At 55.9% G+C, this 17693-nt stretch carries 12 protein-coding genes, 2 tRNA genes, 1 rRNA gene and 1 riboswitch; of the genes, 11 read left to right on the forward strand and 4 right to left on the reverse strand.

Going from position 1 to position 17693, the window contains the following annotated elements:
- Positions 1-90: 90 nt before the first annotated feature.
- Together ppc and argE are read right to left on the reverse strand one after the other, a co-directional pair.
- A complete protein-coding gene (gene ppc / locus LRS40_RS07485; RefSeq protein WP_142487554.1) occupies positions 91-2742 on the reverse strand; it encodes a phosphoenolpyruvate carboxylase in 2652 nt (883 codons plus the stop codon).
- 247 nt (positions 2743-2989) lie between these two features.
- Entirely contained in the window at positions 2990-4141 is a 1152-nt protein-coding gene (argE, locus tag LRS40_RS07490; protein WP_142487553.1) for an acetylornithine deacetylase, read from the reverse strand.
- A gap of 88 nt (positions 4142-4229) precedes the next feature.
- Here argE and argC point away from each other — a divergent pair, with 88 nt between their 5' ends.
- The 4 genes from argC (at position 4230) to oxyR (ending at position 8675) form a co-directional block, all read left to right on the forward strand.
- Positions 4230-5234 carry an N-acetyl-gamma-glutamyl-phosphate reductase gene (gene argC, locus LRS40_RS07495; protein WP_231313429.1) on the forward strand — a complete coding sequence of 335 codons (1005 nt, stop codon included), beginning with the start codon at positions 4230-4232 and terminating at the stop codon, positions 5232-5234.
- A 6-nt stretch (positions 5235-5240) separates the two neighbouring features.
- The gene (gene argB, locus LRS40_RS07500; protein WP_142487551.1) at positions 5241-6017 is read left to right on the forward strand and encodes an acetylglutamate kinase; all 777 of its coding nucleotides are present in this window, start codon (positions 5241-5243) and stop codon (positions 6015-6017) included.
- 77 nt (positions 6018-6094) lie between these two features.
- Positions 6095-7468, forward strand: a complete 1374-nt coding sequence (gene argH, locus LRS40_RS07505; protein ID WP_231313430.1) for an argininosuccinate lyase — start codon at positions 6095-6097, stop codon at positions 7466-7468.
- Between the two features lie 289 nt (positions 7469-7757).
- Positions 7758-8675 carry a DNA-binding transcriptional regulator OxyR gene (oxyR, locus tag LRS40_RS07510; RefSeq protein WP_142487549.1) on the forward strand — a complete coding sequence of 306 codons (918 nt, stop codon included), beginning with the start codon at positions 7758-7760 and terminating at the stop codon, positions 8673-8675.
- Here oxyR and sthA read toward each other — a convergent pair.
- The gene (gene sthA, locus LRS40_RS07515; protein ID WP_142487548.1) at positions 8658-10058 is read right to left on the reverse strand and encodes a Si-specific NAD(P)(+) transhydrogenase; all 1401 of its coding nucleotides are present in this window, start codon (positions 10056-10058) and stop codon (positions 8658-8660) included. The two genes, oxyR and sthA, sit on opposite strands and share 18 nt — an antisense overlap.
- Before the next feature lie 196 nt (positions 10059-10254).
- Here sthA and fabR point away from each other — a divergent pair, with 196 nt between their 5' ends.
- Complete coding sequence (gene fabR / locus LRS40_RS07520) at positions 10255-10893, forward strand: HTH-type transcriptional repressor FabR (protein ID WP_032615233.1); 639 nt, start codon at positions 10255-10257, stop codon at positions 10891-10893.
- 10 nt (positions 10894-10903) lie between these two features.
- Positions 10904-11263, forward strand: coding sequence for a YijD family membrane protein (locus LRS40_RS07525; protein ID WP_032615232.1), 360 nt, complete (start codon positions 10904-10906; stop codon positions 11261-11263).
- Between the two features lie 45 nt (positions 11264-11308).
- On the opposite strand, the gene trmA is transcribed toward LRS40_RS07525, so the two are convergent.
- Complete coding sequence (trmA, locus tag LRS40_RS07530) at positions 11309-12409, reverse strand: tRNA (uridine(54)-C5)-methyltransferase TrmA (protein WP_231313431.1); 1101 nt, start codon at positions 12407-12409, stop codon at positions 11309-11311.
- Between the two features lie 104 nt (positions 12410-12513).
- Positions 12514-12690, forward strand: a riboswitch (cobalamin riboswitch).
- Between the two features lie 65 nt (positions 12691-12755).
- Between trmA and btuB the strand changes: the two genes are divergently transcribed.
- From btuB to LRS40_RS07555, 5 genes are all read left to right on the forward strand, one after another.
- Positions 12756-14600 carry a TonB-dependent vitamin B12 receptor BtuB gene (gene btuB / locus LRS40_RS07535; RefSeq protein ID WP_231313432.1) on the forward strand — a complete coding sequence of 615 codons (1845 nt, stop codon included), beginning with the start codon at positions 12756-12758 and terminating at the stop codon, positions 14598-14600.
- Positions 14545-15396, forward strand: coding sequence for a glutamate racemase (gene murI / locus LRS40_RS07540; protein ID WP_142487545.1), 852 nt, complete (start codon positions 14545-14547; stop codon positions 15394-15396). The genes btuB and murI overlap by 56 nt, the downstream gene beginning before the upstream one ends.
- A 382-nt stretch (positions 15397-15778) precedes the next feature.
- Positions 15779-17317 (forward strand): 16S ribosomal RNA (locus tag LRS40_RS07545).
- A gap of 70 nt (positions 17318-17387) precedes the next feature.
- Positions 17388-17464 (forward strand) — tRNA-Ile (locus LRS40_RS07550).
- A 36-nt stretch (positions 17465-17500) separates the two neighbouring features.
- Positions 17501-17576 (forward strand) — tRNA-Ala (locus tag LRS40_RS07555).
- The last annotated feature ends 117 nt before the right edge of the window (positions 17577-17693 follow it).

Raw genomic sequence — 17693 nt, forward strand, 5'->3', positions numbered from 1 at the left:
AGACTACCGAAATGTGCCGGGTGGCGCTAACGCTTACCCGGCCTACTTATCGTAGGCCCGTGCAAGCGCAGCGCCGCCGGGCATAAAGCCTTAACCGGTGTTACGCATCCCCGCCGCAACGCCCGCGATGGTGACCATCAGCGCTTGTTCCACGCGTGGATCCGGCTCCAGACCCTCTTCTTCCGCTTTACGCGAGCGGTACAGCAGCTCTGCCTGCAGCACGTTCAGCGGGTCGGTATAGATGTTACGCAGCTGGATAGACTCGGCAATCCACGGCAGATCGGCCATCAGATGGGAGTCGTTGGCGATATCCAGCACCACTTTGATATCGTCTTCCAGCAGCTCGCGCAGCTCGCTACCCAGCGCCCACAGCTCCGGTTTCACCAGACGCTGATCGTAGTATTCCGCCAGCCACAGGTCAGCTTTGGAGAACACCATTTCCAGCATGCCGAGGCGCGTGGAGAAGAACGGCCAGTCGCGACACATCGTTTCCAGCTCGCTCTGTTTGCCATCTTCCACCACTTTTTGCAGCGCGGCACCGGCTCCCAGCCAGGCTGGCAGCATCAGGCGGTTCTGCGTCCAGGCGAAGATCCACGGGATAGCACGCAGGGACTCCACGCCGCCGGTCGGACGACGTTTTGCCGGACGTGAACCCAGCGGCAGTTTGCCCAGCTCCTGCTCCGGCGTTGCCGAGCGGAAATAAGGCACAAAGTCTTTGTTTTCGCGCACATAGCCGCGATACATATCGCAGGAGATATCCGACAGCTCGTCCATGATATGGCGCCATGCGTCTTTAGGCTCCGGCGGCGGCAGCAGGTTCGCTTCGAGGATCGCGCTGGTGTAGAGCGACAGGCTGCTGATGGTCACTTCCGGCAGACCGTACTTGAAGCGGATCATCTCGCCCTGTTCAGTCACACGCAGGCCGCCTTTCAGGCTGCCCGGCGGCTGGGAGAGCAGGGCCGCATGGGCTGGGGCACCGCCACGGCCAATCGAGCCGCCGCGACCGTGGAACAGGGTCAGTTCAATCCCGGCTTTTTCGCAGGTTTTGATCAGCGCATCCTGGGCCTGATACTGCGCCCACGAGGCGGCCATGACGCCCGCATCTTTTGCGGAGTCGGAATAGCCAATCATGACCATCTGCTTGCCCTGGATAAAGCCGCGATACCAGTCGATATTCAGCAGCTGGGTCATCACGTCGTTAGCGTTATTCAGGTCGTCGAGGGTTTCAAACAGCGGCGCAACCGGCAGGGCGAAGGTGATACCCGCTTCTTTCAGCAACAGGTGAACCGCCAGCACGTCGGACGGGGTTTTCGCCATGGAGATCACATAGGCGGCCACCGATCCTTTCGGCGCATCGACGATCGCTTTGCAGGTGTCGAGCACTTCGCGGGTCTCTTCGCTGGGTGCCCAGCTCCGCGGCAGTAGCGGACGTTTGGAATTCAGTTCGCGGATCAGGAAAGCCTGTTTGTCAGCTTCTGACCAGCTTTCGTAGTCGCCAATGCCGAGGTAGCGGGTCAGTTCGCCCAGCGCCTCGGTGTGGCGGGTGCTCTCCTGACGCACATCGATACGCACCAGCGGCACGCCGAAACACTTCACGCGGCGCAGGGTATCGAGCAGCTCGCCGTTAGCGATGATGCCCATCCCGCAGGCCTGCAGCGACTGATAACAGGCGTACAGCGGCTCCCACAGCTGCTCGTTCTGGCTCAGCAGACCGGCAGGCTTCGGCAGGCGTTGGCCCTTAAGGCGCGCTTCCAGCCAGGCCTGAGTGGCCAGCAGCTGGCTGCGCAGGTTTTTGAGCAGGAAGCGGTAAGGTTCAGTTGCACCGGCTTCACCCACCAGCTCAAGCAGTTCCGGCGTGGCTTCAACCATCGACAGCTCTGAAATCAGCACCTGAATGTCTTTCAGGAACAGATCGGTGGCTTTCCAGCGGCTCAGCAGCAGGACGTGACGGGTGATCTCGGCGGTGACGTTCGGGTTGCCGTCGCGGTCGCCGCCCATCCAGGAGGTGAAACGCACCGGCACAAAATCCACCGGCAGGCGATAGCCGAGGTTCTCTTCCAGCTGTTCATTCAGCTCACGCAGGTAGTCAGGTACCCCTTTCCACAGGCTGTTTTCCACCACCGCAAAGCCCCACTTGGCTTCGTCAACCGGGCTTGGGCGGTGCTTACGAATTTCATCGGTATGCCAGGACTGAGCAATCAGCTGGCGCAGACGGCGCATCAGCTGGTTACGTTCGTAGTCGGCAATCTCTTTGTTATCCAGCTGCTTGAGGCAGCTGTTCACTTCACCCATTTTGTGGATCAGGGTGCGGCGGGTGATCTCGGTCGGGTGGGCGGTTAACACCAGCTCCAGTGACAGAGACTCAACGGCCTTCTTGATGGTCGCTTCGTTGAGGTCGGGCTGGTCCTTGAGTTTTCTGAGCGTGCGGGCAATCACTTCCGGGTTGCTGGCCCCTTCGCCATTCGGCGAAATGCTGTGGTACTGCTCGGCGGTATTCGCCAGGTTAAGGAACTGGCTGAAGGCACGGGCTACAGGCAGCAGCTCGTCGTTGGAAAGGTTCTGCAGCGTGGTGAGCAGCTCCTGACGATTGGCTTCGTTACCGGCACGGGAAGATTTAGACAGCTTACGGATTGTTTCAACGCGATCGAGAATGTTCTCGCCCAACGCATCCTTGATGGTATCTCCCAGCACCTTGCCGAGCATACTGACATTACTACGCAACGCGGAATATTGTTCGTTCATAAAAACCCAGTCACCCCATCATTTTTGTTTATGCCCGGCCAGACATCTAACGGACATTATTTTGTCATCTCCCTTTATAAAGCCACGTAAAACCCCCGTCGTCAATTGCTGCGAAAACGGTTCAGCAAACGAATAAATGCGGGCAATTTACGAAATTTAATTGGCTTTGCGTCAGATAAGAGATGCTTATGAGAGTGTGACGAAGATCATGGGATTTTTCCCCTCTCGTGAGAGAGGGGAGCAGTCATTAATGCCAGCAGAAGTGATGCACAACCTGAGTAATTAACTCACGGGTTGGTTTGATAAAGCGTGTTTCCAGGTACTCATCCGGCTGGTGGGCCTGATTGATGGAGCCCGGTCCGAGGACCAGCGTCGGACAGAGGGTCTGAATAAACGGCGCTTCGGTGCAGTAGTTCACCACGTCGGTTTTCTCGCCGAGCAGTTTTTCCACCACTTCGACCAGCTGATGGTCCGGCGGGCACTCATAGCCCGGGATCGGCGGATGCAGTTCAGAAACCGTCAGACGACCCGGCCAGCGCTCGCTCACCGGCGCCAGCGCTTCATTCAGCAAGCCGTCGAGGTCGCTAAGCGTCATGCCCGGCAGCGGACGGATGTCCATATGCAGTTCGCAGCAGGCGCAGATGCGGTTGGAGGCATCGCCGCCGTGCAGGCTGCCGAGATTCAGCGTCGGATAAGGCACGGTGAAGGCCTCGTAGTGATAACGCTCCTTCAGGTCGTCACGCAGCGTCATGATGCGGCCGATGGCGTCATGCATCAGCTCGATGGCGTTCACGCCGCGCGCTGGATCGCTGGAGTGGCCGGATTGGCCCAGCACGCGTACTGCCGTGGAGATATGGCCTTTGTGCGCGCGGATTGGCTGCAGGGAAGTCGGCTCGCCGATGATGGCGCAATCCGGGCGAATTGACGTGTTTTCAGAGAAGTAGCGTGCGCCCGCCATGCTGGTCTCTTCGTCAGCAGTCGCCAGAATATAGAGCGGCTTTTTCAGTTTTGTCACGTCCACGTCACGCAGCGCGTCGAGGATAAAGGCGAAGAAGCCTTTCATGTCGGCGGTGCCCAGCCCGTAGAGCTTGTTGTCGTGCTCGGTCAGGGTGAAGGGATCGCGCGTCCAGCGGCCATCGTCAAACGGCACGGTATCGGTATGTCCCGCCAGCAGCAGCCCGCCCGCACCCTGACCGGTACTGGCGAGCAGGTTAAATTTATTACGGGTTCCCGGGACCGGCTGAACCTCCACCTTAAACCCAAGATCGCTGAACCATCCCGCCAGCAGATTGATTAAAGTCTCATTACTCTGATCCAGCGCTTCTTCTGTTGCGCTGATGGACGGCGTGGCAATCAGGGCGCGGTAGATCTCGATAAATGGCGGTAAATTCATTTTCATTGTTGACACACCTTAGGTCGTGATAGTATCAATATTCATGCAATAAATGTGAATAAAAATACATTAACGTTGAGCATAAAGGAACCCGATGTTGAATACGCTGATTGTAGGCGCTAGCGGTTATGCGGGCGCAGAGCTTGTAAGCTACGTGAATCGCCATCCTCATATGACCATAACCGCTTTGACTGTCTCAGCGCAAAGCAATGATGCAGGAAAGTTAATTTCCGATTTACATCTGCAACTTAAAGGGATTGTCGATCTGCCGTTGCAGCCAATGTCGGATATCAGCGAGTTTACCGACGGCGTGGACGTGGTGTTTTTAGCCACCGCTCACGAAGTCAGCCACGACCTGGCGCCGCAGTTCCTGGCCGCCGGCTGCGTGGTATTCGACCTCTCCGGTGCGTTCCGTGTGAACGACGCCGCGTTCTATGAAAAATACTATGGCTTCACCCACCAGCACCCGGACCTGCTTGAAAAAGCGGTGTATGGTCTGGCGGAGTGGAGCGCAGATGCGCTGAAAGAAGCGAACCTGATTGCTGTACCGGGTTGCTACCCGACGGCGGCGCAGCTCTCGCTGAAGCCGCTGATCGACGCGGACCTGCTGGATCTGAACCAGTGGCCGGTGATCAACGCCACCAGCGGCGTGAGCGGAGCGGGGCGCAAGGCCGCTATCTCCAACAGCTTCTGCGAAGTGAGCCTGCAGCCGTATGGCGTGTTCAATCACCGTCATCACCCGGAAATCACTACCCATCTGGGGGCGGATGTCATCTTCACCCCGCATCTGGGCAGCTTCCCGCGCGGGATCCTCGAAACCATTACCTGCCGCCTGAAGCCGGGCGTGACTAAAGACCAGGTGAATGCGGTCTTCACGACGGCCTATGCGGATAAACCACTGGTGCGTCTGTATGACAAAGGCGTGCCGGCGCTGAAAAACGTGGTCGGCCTGCCGTTCTGCGATATCGGCTTCGCCGTGCAGGGCGAGCACCTGATTGTGGTGGCCGCAGAAGATAACTTACTCAAAGGCGCAGCCGCCCAGGCAATGCAGTGCGCAAATATTCGTTTTGGCTATGCTGAAACGCAGTCTCTTATTTAAGGTGTGATGATGAACCCATTAATTATCAAGCTTGGTGGTGTACTGCTGGACAGCGAAGAGGCGCTGGAGCGTCTGTTTACCGCGCTGGTCAACTACCGCGAATCCCATCAACGCCCGCTGGTGATTGTTCACGGCGGCGGCTGTGTGGTCGATGAGTTAATGAAAGGCCTTAACCTGCCGGTGAAAAAGAAGAACGGCCTGCGCGTCACGCCTGCTGACCAGATCGATATTATTACCGGCGCGCTGGCGGGCACCGCCAACAAAACCCTGCTGTCCTGGGCGAAGAAACACCATATCGCTTCCGTGGGCCTCTATCTGGGCGATGGCGACAGCGTCAAGGTGACCCAGCTTGATGAAGAGCTTGGCCATGTAGGGCTTGCCCAGCCGGGTTCGCCAAAACTGATTAATACGCTGCTGGAAGGTGGTTTTCTGCCAGTAGTGAGCTCTATCGGTGTGACCGAAGAGGGCGATCTAATGAACGTCAACGCGGACCAGGCGGCAACCGCCCTGGCGGCGACGCTGGGTGCTGACCTGATCCTGCTCTCTGACGTGAGCGGTATTCTGGACGGCAAAGGCCAGCGCATTGCGGAAATGACGGCTGAGAAAGCCGAACAGCTGATCGCTCAGGGCATTATTACCGACGGCATGATTGTGAAAGTGAATGCGGCGCTGGATGCTGCCCGCACGCTGGGTCGTCCGGTGGATATCGCCTCCTGGCGCAACGCGGAGCAACTGCCGGCGCTGTTTAACGGCACGCCGATCGGCACGCGTATTCTGGCGTAATCGATTCATTGTTTTGTAGGCCCGGTAAGCGCAGCGCCACCGGGCAATGAAATTCAAAGATATTAAGGAAGCATGTTATGGCACTTTGGGGTGGGCGTTTTACACAGGCAGCGGATCAGCGGTTCAAACAGTTCAACGACTCTTTGCGCTTCGACTACCGCCTGGCCGAACAGGATATCGTCGGCTCTGTGGCCTGGTCCAAAGCGCTGGTCACCGTGGGCGTGCTGTCCACTGACGAACAGCTGCAGCTGGAAGAGGCGCTAAACAATCTGCTGGAAGAGGTGCGTCTGAACCCGCAGCAGATCCTCGAGAGCGACGCCGAAGATATTCACAGCTGGGTGGAAGGCAAACTGATCGACAAAGTTGGCCAGCTGGGTAAAAAGCTGCACACCGGCCGGAGCCGTAACGATCAGGTCGCAACCGACCTGAAGCTGTGGTGTAAAGATACCGTGGTGGAGCTGCTGGCGGCGAACCGTCAGCTGCAGAACGCGCTGGTGGAAACCGCGCAGAACAATCAGGATGCGGTGATGCCGGGTTATACCCACCTGCAGCGCGCGCAGCCTGTGACTTTTGCGCACTGGTCGCTGGCCTACGTTGAAATGCTGGCGCGCGACGAGAGCCGTCTGCAGGATACCCTGAAGCGTCTGGACGTGAGCCCGCTGGGCAGCGGCGCGCTGGCCGGTACCGCCTATGAAATTGACCGTGAACAGCTGGCCGGCTGGCTGGGTTTTGCCTCTGCGACCCGCAACAGCCTGGACAGCGTGTCCGACCGCGATCACGTGCTGGAGCTGCTTTCCAATGCCTCTATCGGTATGGTGCACCTGTCGCGCTTTGCCGAAGACCTGATCTTCTTCAACTCTGGTGAAGCCGGTTTTGTTGAGCTCTCGGATCGAGTGACCTCCGGCTCTTCCCTGATGCCGCAGAAGAAAAACCCGGACGCGCTGGAGCTGATCCGCGGCAAGTGTGGCCGTGTGCAGGGCGCGCTGACCGGCATGATGATGACCCTCAAAGGGCTCCCGCTGGCCTACAACAAAGATATGCAGGAAGACAAAGAAGGGCTGTTCGACGCGCTCGACACCTGGCTGGACTGTCTGCATATGGCGGCGCTGGTGCTGGACGGCATTCAGGTGAAACGCCCGCGTTGCCAGGAAGCGGCCCAGCAGGGCTATGCGAACTCCACCGAGCTGGCGGATTACCTGGTCGCCAAAGGCGTACCCTTCCGTGAGGCGCACCATATTGTCGGTGAAGCGGTTGTTGAGGCCATTCGTCAGGGCAAACCGCTGGAAGATCTGCCGCTGGCCGACCTGCAGAAATTCAGCAGCGTGATTGGCGATGATGTTTATCCAATCCTGGCGCTGCAATCCTGTCTGGATAAGCGTGCGGCGAAAGGCGGCGTGTCGCCGAAGCAGGTGGCGCAGGCGATTGCGGATGCGAAAAACCGCCTGGTATGACGGTTTAAACGCCGGGTGGCGCTTCGCTTACCCGGCCTATGTACTGAAGCCCAACCTCGAGTTGGGCTTTTTTACGCAAAAAAAAGCGGACCACGGGGTCCGCAAAAGTTCACGTTGGCTTTAGTTGTTCGAGTTTTGAGAGAAACTCGTAAGACGGGGCGGGACTTCAAGGGTAATCGGTGCCGCCTCGTCTCTGTGATGCATTATTCAACAGAACGCTTGATAGGGATAATCGTTCGTTGCTATGCTATCTATCGCCATGAACTATCGTGGCGACGGAGGATGAATAATGAATATTCGTGATCTTGAATACCTGGTCGCATTAGCTGAACACCGCCATTTTCGCCGCGCGGCAGATTCCTGCCACGTCAGTCAGCCTACGCTTAGCGGTCAAATCCGTAAGCTGGAAGACGAACTGGGCGTGATGCTGCTGGAGCGCACCAGTCGTAAAGTGCTGTTCACCCAGGCAGGTCTTCTGCTGGTGGATCAGGCGCGCACCGTACTGCGCGAGGTCAAAGTGCTCAAGGAAATGGCAAGCCAGCAGGGGGAGACCATGTCCGGCCCGCTGCATATTGGCCTGATCCCAACCGTTGGCCCGTACCTGTTGCCGCAAATTATTCCGATGCTGCATCAGACCTTCCCGAAACTCGAAATGTACCTGCACGAAGCGCAAACCCATCAGCTGCTGGCACAGTTAGATAGCGGTAAGCTCGACTGTGCCATTCTGGCGCTGGTCAAAGAGAGTGAAGCCTTTATCGAAGTGCCGCTGTTTGATGAGCCGATGATGCTGGCGATCTACGAGGATCACCCGTGGGCAAACCGCGATCGTGTGCCGATGGCCGATCTGGCCGGTGAAAAACTGCTGATGCTGGAAGATGGCCACTGCCTGCGCGATCAGGCGATGGGCTTCTGTTTTGAAGCGGGTGCCGATGAAGATACCCACTTCCGTGCAACCAGCCTGGAAACGCTGCGCAACATGGTGGCGGCAGGAAGCGGTATTACACTGCTGCCCGCGCTGTCAGTGCCGCCGGAGCGTCGTCGCGATGGAGTGGTTTATCTGCCGTGCATCAAGCCGGAGCCACGTCGTACTATTGGTCTGGTCTATCGTCCGGGGTCGCCGCTGCGCAGCCGCTATGAGCAGCTGGCAGAGGCCATCCGCAGTTCGATGGATGGCCGTTTCGACAGTGCGTTAAAACAGGCGGTTTAAGCCGTTCAGCGCCGCTACCCGATAGGCTTCCGCCATGGTCGGGTAGTTAAAGGTGGTATTAACAAAGTACTCGATAGTGTTACCGCCACCTTTTTGCTCCATGATCGCCTGGCCGATATGAATGATTTCCGCCGCACGTTCACCGAAGCAGTGAATGCCGAGGATCTCTTTCGTCTCGCGATGGAACAGGATCTTCAGCGTACCCACGCTCATCCCGACGATTTGCGCCCGCGCCAGATGTTTAAACTGGGCACGACCCACCTCGTAAGGCACCTTCATGGCCGTCAGCTGCTGTTCGGTTTTACCGACTGAGCTGATCTCCGGAATGGTGTAAATGCCGGTCGGGATATCTTCAATCAGATGGGCCGTCGCTTCACCTTTCACCAGCGCCTGAGCGGCAATGCGCCCCTGGTCATACGCCGCTGACGCCAGGCTTGGGTAACCAATCACGTCACCCACGGCATAGATATGCGGCAGGGCGGTCTGATACATGCTGTTGACCTTGAGCTGTCCACGACTGTCGGTGGTCAGGCCGATGTTTTCCAGCGCCAGCGAATCGGTATTACCTGTACGGCCGTTGGCATACAGCAGGCAGTCGGCTTTCAGCTTTTTGCCGGACTTCAGGTGCATGATCACGCCATCATCGCAGGGTTCGATCTTCTCGTACTCTTCGTTGTGACGAATGACGACGCCGCTGTTCCAGAAGTGATACGAGAGCGAGTCGGACATCTCCTGATCGAGGAACGCCAGCAGACGGTCGCGGGTGTTGATCAGGTCAACTTTGACGTTCATGCCGCGGAAGATGGAGGCATATTCACAGCCGATCACCCCGGCGCCGTAGATCAGCACGTGGCGCGGCTCGTGGTGCAGGCTCAGGATGGAGTCGCTGTCGTAAACGCGCGGGTGGGAGAAATCCACATCGGCCGGACGGTACGGGCGCGAGCCGCAGGCGATCACAAATTTCTCGGCGGTGATGGTCTCGACGGAACCGTCATGACACTCCAGCGCCAGCGTGTGCTCATCAACGAAATGTGCGCTGCCCTGCAGAATTTCACAGTGGTTGCGCTCATAAAAACCCTGGCGCATCCGCGTCTGCTGATTAATCACGGTATCCGCATGATTCAGGATATCGGCAAAAGAGGAGCGGAGAAGACGGGAGTGATCGCTGTAAAGAGGGTTCTGATTGAATTCAATAATGCGGCTGACGGCGTGGCGGAGGGCTTTGGAAGGGATGGTGCCCCAGTGGGTACAGCCGCCGCCAACGTTATGGTAGCGCTCAATGACCGCTACTCTGGCTCCCTGTTTTACCAGTCCCATAGCAGCGCCTTCGCCGCCGGGGCCGGAACCAATAACTATTGCGTCGTAATCGTAGGAATGTGACATGGTAAGGCTTACCTGTTCTTATACATAAAAGCAACAGAATAGTAACATCATTGGCAGGATAACCCAATTATCGTTGTGCTCTTTTCGCGTGATGGAGCACAAACAACATGGAAACCCTCATTCTGTAAGCCAGGTAAACCGATTAATTTTATTCTCTGGTATAGTGCCAGCGGGCCTTTGGAAGGATTCAACTATCGTGATGGGCGTAAGAGCACAACAAAAAGAGAAAACCCGGCGTTCGCTGGTAGAAGCCGCATTCAGTCAACTGAGTGCCGAGCGAAGTTTTGCCAGTCTGAGCCTGCGCGAAGTCGCACGCGAAGCCGGGATTGCGCCTACCTCTTTCTACCGTCACTTCCGTGACGTAGATGAACTGGGTCTGACCATGGTGGATGAGAGCGGGCTGATGCTCCGCCAGCTGATGCGCCAGGCGCGTCAGCGTATCGCCAAAGGGGGCAGCGTGATCCGCACCTCCGTTTCCACCTTTATGGAGTTTATCGGCAACAATCCTAACGCATTTCGTTTACTGTTGCGGGAACGCTCGGGTACCTCGGCCGCGTTTCGTGCCGCCGTGGCGCGTGAGATTCAGCATTTTATTGCGGAACTTGCCGACTATCTTGAACTCGAAAACCATATGCCGCGCGCCTTCACTGAAGCGCAGGCCGAGGCGATGGTAACAATAGTCTTCAGTGCGGGCGCCGAAGCACTGGATGTAAGCGTTGAACAACGCAAGCAACTCGAAGAGCGACTGGTATTGCAACTGCGGATGATCTCTAAGGGAGCGTATTACTGGTATCGCCGTGAACAAGAAAAACTGGCGCATCAATCCGATGAGTGAAAGGTGAGTAATGAAACAGACAGGACAGGATAAAGGAACATTGTTGCTGGCATTGATCGCTGGCTTATCCATTAACGGTACCTTTGCAGCGATTTTTAGCTCTATTGTACCGTTCTCGGTTTTCCCGATGATCTCTCTGGTGCTGACGGTGTACTGTCTGCATCAGCGTTATCAGAATCGCACCATGCCGGTGGGGTTACCGGCATTGTCGGCGGCGTTCTTTGTGCTGGGTGTCCTGCTGTATAGCACCGTGGTGCGTGCAGAGTACCCGGACATTGGCTCTAACTTCCTGCCTGCGGTGCTGTCGGTAGCGCTGGTCTTCTGGATCGGCTTTAAAATGCGTAACCGTAAGCAGCAACTGCCAGAGTAACGGTTTTGTAGGCCGGGTAAGCGCAGCGCCACCCTGCAATACGACTTACCGGGCCGTCAGTAATACGCCGCACTCCATATGGTGCGTATACGGGAACTGATCGAACAATGCCAGACGTTCAACATTGTGCGTCTGGCTTAATGTTTCCAGGTTCTTGCATAAGGTCTCCGGGTTACAGGAGATATACAGAATACGCGGGTATGCCTGCACCATCTTCTCGGTTTCGCTGTCCAGCCCGCTGCGCGGCGGATCGACGAAAATCGTCTCACACTGGTAGCTCTTCAGATCAATCCCCTGCAGACGATTAAACTCCCGCACGCCGTTCATCGCCTGAGTAAACTCTTCCGCCGACATGCGAACGATCTGCACATTATCAATGTGGTTCGCCGCGATGTTGTACTGTGCGGAAGCGACCGACGGTTTGGCGATTTCGGTAGCCAGTACGCGATTAAAGTTACGCGCCAGCGCCAGCGAGAAGTTACCGTTACCGCAGTACAGCTCCAGCAGATCGCCGGTTGAACCTTCAGTAGCCTTCAGCGCCCACTCCAGCATCTGCACGTTCATTGCCGCGTTCGGCTGAGTAAAGCTGTTCTCAACCTGGCGATAAATCATCTCTTTGCCCGCTACCGGCAGGCGCTCATCAATGAAATCCTGATCCAGCATGATTTTGGTTTTTGTCGCGCGGCCAATCAGGTGCACGTTGATGTTCTGCGCGCGCAGCGCATCACGCAGGGCTTCTGCGGCCTGGCGCCACTCGTCATTCAGCGCTTTATGGTACAGCAGGGAGACTATGGCCTGATTGCTTTGGGTGGTCAGGTAGTCAATCTGGAACAGCTTATGGCGCAGCAGCGGATTATTGCGCACGCCGTCCATTATCAGCGTCATTAACTGGTTAATCAGCTCGCTGGCCGCCGGGAAACTGTCCACGCGGATACGGCTTTTGGTCTGCTGATCGAAAATGATGTGATACAGATCGTCGCCGTCGTGCCAGATGCGGAATTCGGCACGCATACGGTAGTGGCTGACCGGGGAGCGGAACACCTCAGGCGCAGGCGCAGCAAAAGGCGTCATCATACTTTGCAGACGGACGACTTTCTCTGCCAGTTGCGCGTCGTACTGTTCTGTCGGGAGGTGTTCGGGGGTCATGATGCTTCCTGATTGATGATGAATTACGCGGGGATTGTAGGGATTGTGCAGGGGATGTCCAGCCTTAATGGTTAACGGCAGTCTGGACATCTATACGTGTCTAAATGTAGCATTATGTTTCCGGTCTCTTTTGAGTGAAAAGGGAATCCAGTGCAAATCTGGAGCTGACGCGCAGCGGTAAAGACTGGCGGGATGAGAGCTGTAGACACTGTGAAAATGGGAAGTCTTCATCCTTCTAAAGCCACCTAGCCCGAAGACCTGCCGGGATCACGTCGCATTTGGTTTCATCATCGCGTGCTATGGGTGAGGCCTGCGGCATCCTTCTTATATTGTGGATGCTTTTACAATGATTAAAAAAGTATCGCTGCTGACGGCGCTTTCCGTCACGGCATTTTCGGGCTGGGCGCAGGATAGCGCAGACGCGTTGGTGGTGACGGCAAACCGTGTTGCACAACCTGCTAATACCGTTCTGGCTCCCAGCTCCGTTGTTACCCGGGAAGATATTGAACGCTGGCAGGCAAAAAGCGTCGTTGAAGTCATGTCACGCTTACCGGGTGTGGATATCGCCCAAAGCGGCGGCATGGGTGCCAACTCCTCTACCTTTATTCGCGGGACGGAATCCCGTCATGTGCTGGTGCTGATCGACGGTATTCCACTGAATAACGCCGGGATCAGTAACTCACCTGATCTCAGCCAAATCCCCGTTTCGCTCATTCAGCGTGTCGAATACATTCGTGGCCCGCGCTCGGCCCTGTATGGTTCGGATGCGATTGGCGGCGTGATTAACATCATTACGGGTTGGGACAAGCCAGGGGCGGAAATCACCGCCAGCGTCGGCTCGAAAGGCTATCAATCCTACGATGGTTCATTCCAGCAGGTACTGGATAAAACCAAAATCACCATGGCTGGCAATTACACGTACACCCGCGGCTTCGATATCGATGCGGCCGATGCGCCACGCCAGCCCGATCGCGACGGCTTTATGAGTAAGTCGTTATTTGGCTCTGTTGAGCAGCAGATCACCGACAACCTGAGCGGTTTCGTGCGTGGGCTCGGTTATGACAACCGCACCGCGTATGACGGCTATGATAACTATGGCGCAACGGGTATTGATGGTCGCCCGGACACCCGTCAGCTTTACAGCCAGAACTGGGACACCGGCCTGCGCTATAACCAGGGGATCTATCAGACGCAGCTGGTAGCCGGTTACGGTCGCAGTAAAGACCAGAACTACGATCCGAGCAAAGGCCGGTATGCTTCTTCCGCTACCATGGATGATGTTAAGCAGTACACCACCCAGTGGATGAACACCGTCACGGTTGGTCACGGCAATATCGGTGCTGGTCTGGACTGGCAGAAGCAAAAAACCCAGGCAGGAACGGGTTATCTGGAGAAAGGCTACGACCAGCGCAACACCGGCGTGTTCCTGTCTGCCATGCAGCAGTTCGATAGCGTCACCCTGGAAGCCGCAGCGCGTAATGACGATAACTCTAACTTTGGTAACCATAACACCTGGCAGACCAGCGCCGGATGGGAGTTTATCGACGGTTACCGGATCATCGCTTCCTACGGCACGGCCTATAAAGCGCCGACCATGAGCCAGATCCATAGTACGAGGTATGGCAACCCGGACCTGAAGCCGGAAGAGAGCAAGCAGTGGGAAGGCGGCTTCGAGGGGCTGACCGGCCCGGTGACCTGGCGTGTATCGGGTTATCGTAACGATATTGACAACCTGATCAGCAGCGACCCGCGCACGTTCCGTTATTACAACGTTAATAAAGCGCGCATCAAAGGCATCGAAGCCACGGCCCAGTTCGATACCGGGCCGGTAGGGCATCAGATTTCTTATGACTATGTTGATCCGCGGAATGCCAAAACCAACGAAGTGCTCGCTCGCCGTTCGAAGCAGCAGGTGAAGTACCAGCTGGATACGCAGGTGTGGGATCTCGACTGGAATCTGGCCTATCGCTACCTGGGTACCCGTTATGACGATGACTTCAGTTCGTACCCGTCTCGCAGAGTAAAAATGGGCGGCGTAAGCCTGTGGGATCTCGCAGTTTCATATCCTGTCACCTCTCACCTTACAGTTCGTGGTAAAATCGCCAACCTGTTCGATAAAGACTACGAGACAGTTTATGGCTACGAAACTGCAGGACGGGAATACACCTTGTCTGGCAGCTACACCTTCTGACCCACGTCCCACCGTACTGGTGTTTGACTCCGGTGTCGGTGGGCTTTCAGTCTATGATGAGATTCGACATCTCCTGCCGGATCTTCATTACATCTATGCATTCGATAATGTGGCTTTTCCGTATGGGGAAAAGAGCGAAGCGTTTATCGTCGAACGCGTCGTTGAAATCGTCACCGCCGTACAACAGCATTACCCTCTCGCACTGGCGGTGATTGCCTGTAATACGGCGAGTACGGTTTCCCTCCCCGCCTTACGCGAAAAATTCCCGTTCCCGGTTGTCGGCGTGGTGCCTGCGATTAAACCTGCGGCGCGCCTGACGGCGAATGGAGTGGTGGGACTGCTGGCAACGCGCGGTACGGTGAAGCGCCCCTATACCCGCGAACTGATCGAACGCTTTGCCAATGAATGTCAGATCGCGATGTTAGGGTCTGCCGAGCTGGTGGAAATGGCAGAAGCGAAACTGCACGGTCAACCGGTGTCGCTGGAAGAGCTGCGTCGTATTCTGCGTCCCTGGCTGCGTATGGCGGAGCCGCCAGACACGGTAGTCCTGGGCTGCACGCATTTCCCTTTATTGCAGGAAGAGCTGCTTGCCGTACTGCCGGAAGGTACCCGACTGGTGGATTCGGGCGCGGCTATCGCTCGTCGCACTGCGTGGCTACTTGAACATGAAGCGCCAGATGCAAAATCTGCCGACGCGAATGTCGCTTATTGCATGGCATTGACTGCTGAGACTGAGCAACTTTTACCCGTTTTGCAGCGTTACGGCTTCGAAACGCTCGAAAAACTAGCGCTGTAGCACGTTTTTGAGCAAAAAAAAGACGGTTGAAAGATTTTTTTAAATTAGCTCTTGTCACTGCCGGAGAACTCCCTATAATGCGCCTCCACTGACACGGAACAACGGATTACAAACCGCCGTGACAGCAGGCTTCAGAGATGAACGCCGACAGAGAAAAGCGAAAAATAATTGCTTGACTCTGAATGAGGAAAACGTATTATACGGGACCTCGCAACGGTGAGCGAAAGCCGCGTTGCACTGCTCTTTAACAATTTATCAGACAATCTGTGTGGGCACTCAAAGTGACATGGATTCTTAATGTCTACGGACAATAAATGAATGCCAAGTCTCTGAGTGAACATACGTAATTCATTACGAAGTTTAATTCACGAGCATCAAACTTAAATTGAAGAGTTTGATCATGGCTCAGATTGAACGCTGGCGGCAGGCCTAACACATGCAAGTCGAGCGGTAGCACAGAAGAGCTTGCTCTTCGGGTGACGAGCGGCGGACGGGTGAGTAATGTCTGGGAAACTGCCTGATGGAGGGGATAACTACTGGAAACGGTAGCTAATACCGCATAACGTCGCAAGACCAAAGAGGGGGACCTTCGGGCCTCTTGCCATCAGATGTGCCCAGATGGGATTAGCTAGTAGGTGGGGTAACGGCTCACCTAGGCGACGATCCCTAGCTGGTCTGAGAGGATGACCAGCCACACTGGAACTGAGACACGGTCCAGACTCCTACGGGAGGCAGCAGTGGGGAATATTGCACAATGGGCGCAAGCCTGATGCAGCCATGCCGCGTGTATGAAGAAGGCCTTCGGGTTGTAAAGTACTTTCAGCGAGGAGGAAGGCGGTGAGGTTAATAACCTCATCGATTGACGTTACTCGCAGAAGAAGCACCGGCTAACTCCGTGCCAGCAGCCGCGGTAATACGGAGGGTGCAAGCGTTAATCGGAATTACTGGGCGTAAAGCGCACGCAGGCGGTCTGTCAAGTCGGATGTGAAATCCCCGGGCTCAACCTGGGAACTGCATTCGAAACTGGCAGGCTAGAGTCTTGTAGAGGGGGGTAGAATTCCAGGTGTAGCGGTGAAATGCGTAGAGATCTGGAGGAATACCGGTGGCGAAGGCGGCCCCTGGACAAAGACTGACGCTCAGGTGCGAAAGCGTGGGGAGCAAACAGGATTAGATACCCTGGTAGTCCACGCCGTAAACGATGTCGACTTGGAGGTTGTTCCCTTGAGGAGTGGCTTCCGGAGCTAACGCGTTAAGTCGACCGCCTGGGGAGTACGGCCGCAAGGTTAAAACTCAAATGAATTGACGGGGGCCCGCACAAGCGGTGGAGCATGTGGTTTAATTCGATGCAACGCGAAGAACCTTACCTACTCTTGACATCCAGAGAACTTAGCAGAGATGCTTTGGTGCCTTCGGGAACTCTGAGACAGGTGCTGCATGGCTGTCGTCAGCTCGTGTTGTGAAATGTTGGGTTAAGTCCCGCAACGAGCGCAACCCTTATCCTTTGTTGCCAGCGGTCCGGCCGGGAACTCAAAGGAGACTGCCAGTGATAAACTGGAGGAAGGTGGGGATGACGTCAAGTCATCATGGCCCTTACGAGTAGGGCTACACACGTGCTACAATGGCGCATACAAAGAGAAGCGACCTCGCGAGAGCAAGCGGACCTCATAAAGTGCGTCGTAGTCCGGATTGAGTCTGCAACTCGACTCCATGAAGTCGGAATCGCTAGTAATCGTAGATCAGAATGCTACGGTGAATACGTTCCCGGGCCTTGTACACACCGCCCGTCACACCATGGGAGTGGGTTGCAAAAGAAGTAGGTAGCTTAACCTTCGGGAGGGCGCTTACCACTTTGTGATTCATGACTGGGGTGAAGTCGTAACAAGGTAACCGTAGGGGAACCTGCGGTTGGATCACCTCCTTACCTTAAAGAACCTGCCTTTGCAGTGCTCACACAGATTGTCTGATGAAAAGTAAGCAGTAAAAATCTCTGCAGGCTTGTAGCTCAGGTGGTTAGAGCGCACCCCTGATAAGGGTGAGGTCGGTGGTTCAAGTCCACTCAGGCCTACCAAATTTGCGATGCAAATTTGAAGAGATTAACTACGATGGGGCTATAGCTCAGCTGGGAGAGCGCCTGCCTTGCACGCAGGAGGTCTGCGGTTCGATCCCGCATAGCTCCACCATCCTTTACTGCGACAACAAGAAAACTTCAGAGTGTACCTGAGAAGGTGCGCTGCGAAGTTTTGCTCTTTAAAAATCTGGATCAAGCTGAAAATTGAAACGACACGCCCTGTCTGTTC

The organism is Leclercia sp. G3L, from assembly GCF_021117075.1.
Lineage (GTDB): Bacteria > Pseudomonadota > Gammaproteobacteria > Enterobacterales > Enterobacteriaceae > Enterobacter > Enterobacter adecarboxylatus_C.

Coding starts and splice junctions, on each gene's coding strand:
- LRS40_RS07525 (WP_032615232.1), top strand. CDS start 10,904: ATGAAACAGACAGGACAGGATAAAGGAACATTGTTGCTGGCATTGATC.
- argH (WP_231313430.1), top strand. CDS start 6,095: ATGGCACTTTGGGGTGGGCGTTTTACACAGGCAGCGGATCAGCGGTTC.
- btuB (WP_231313432.1), top strand. CDS start 12,756: ATGATTAAAAAAGTATCGCTGCTGACGGCGCTTTCCGTCACGGCATTT.
- oxyR (WP_142487549.1), top strand. CDS start 7,758: ATGAATATTCGTGATCTTGAATACCTGGTCGCATTAGCTGAACACCGC.
- argE (WP_142487553.1), bottom strand. CDS start 4,141: ATGAAAATGAATTTACCGCCATTTATCGAGATCTACCGCGCCCTGATT.
- argB (WP_142487551.1), top strand. CDS start 5,241: ATGATGAACCCATTAATTATCAAGCTTGGTGGTGTACTGCTGGACAGC.
- sthA (WP_142487548.1), bottom strand. CDS start 10,058: ATGTCACATTCCTACGATTACGACGCAATAGTTATTGGTTCCGGCCCC.
- murI (WP_142487545.1), top strand. CDS start 14,545: ATGGCTACGAAACTGCAGGACGGGAATACACCTTGTCTGGCAGCTACA.
- argC (WP_231313429.1), top strand. CDS start 4,230: ATGTTGAATACGCTGATTGTAGGCGCTAGCGGTTATGCGGGCGCAGAG.
- ppc (WP_142487554.1), bottom strand. CDS start 2,742: ATGAACGAACAATATTCCGCGTTGCGTAGTAATGTCAGTATGCTCGGC.
- trmA (WP_231313431.1), bottom strand. CDS start 12,409: ATGACCCCCGAACACCTCCCGACAGAACAGTACGACGCGCAACTGGCA.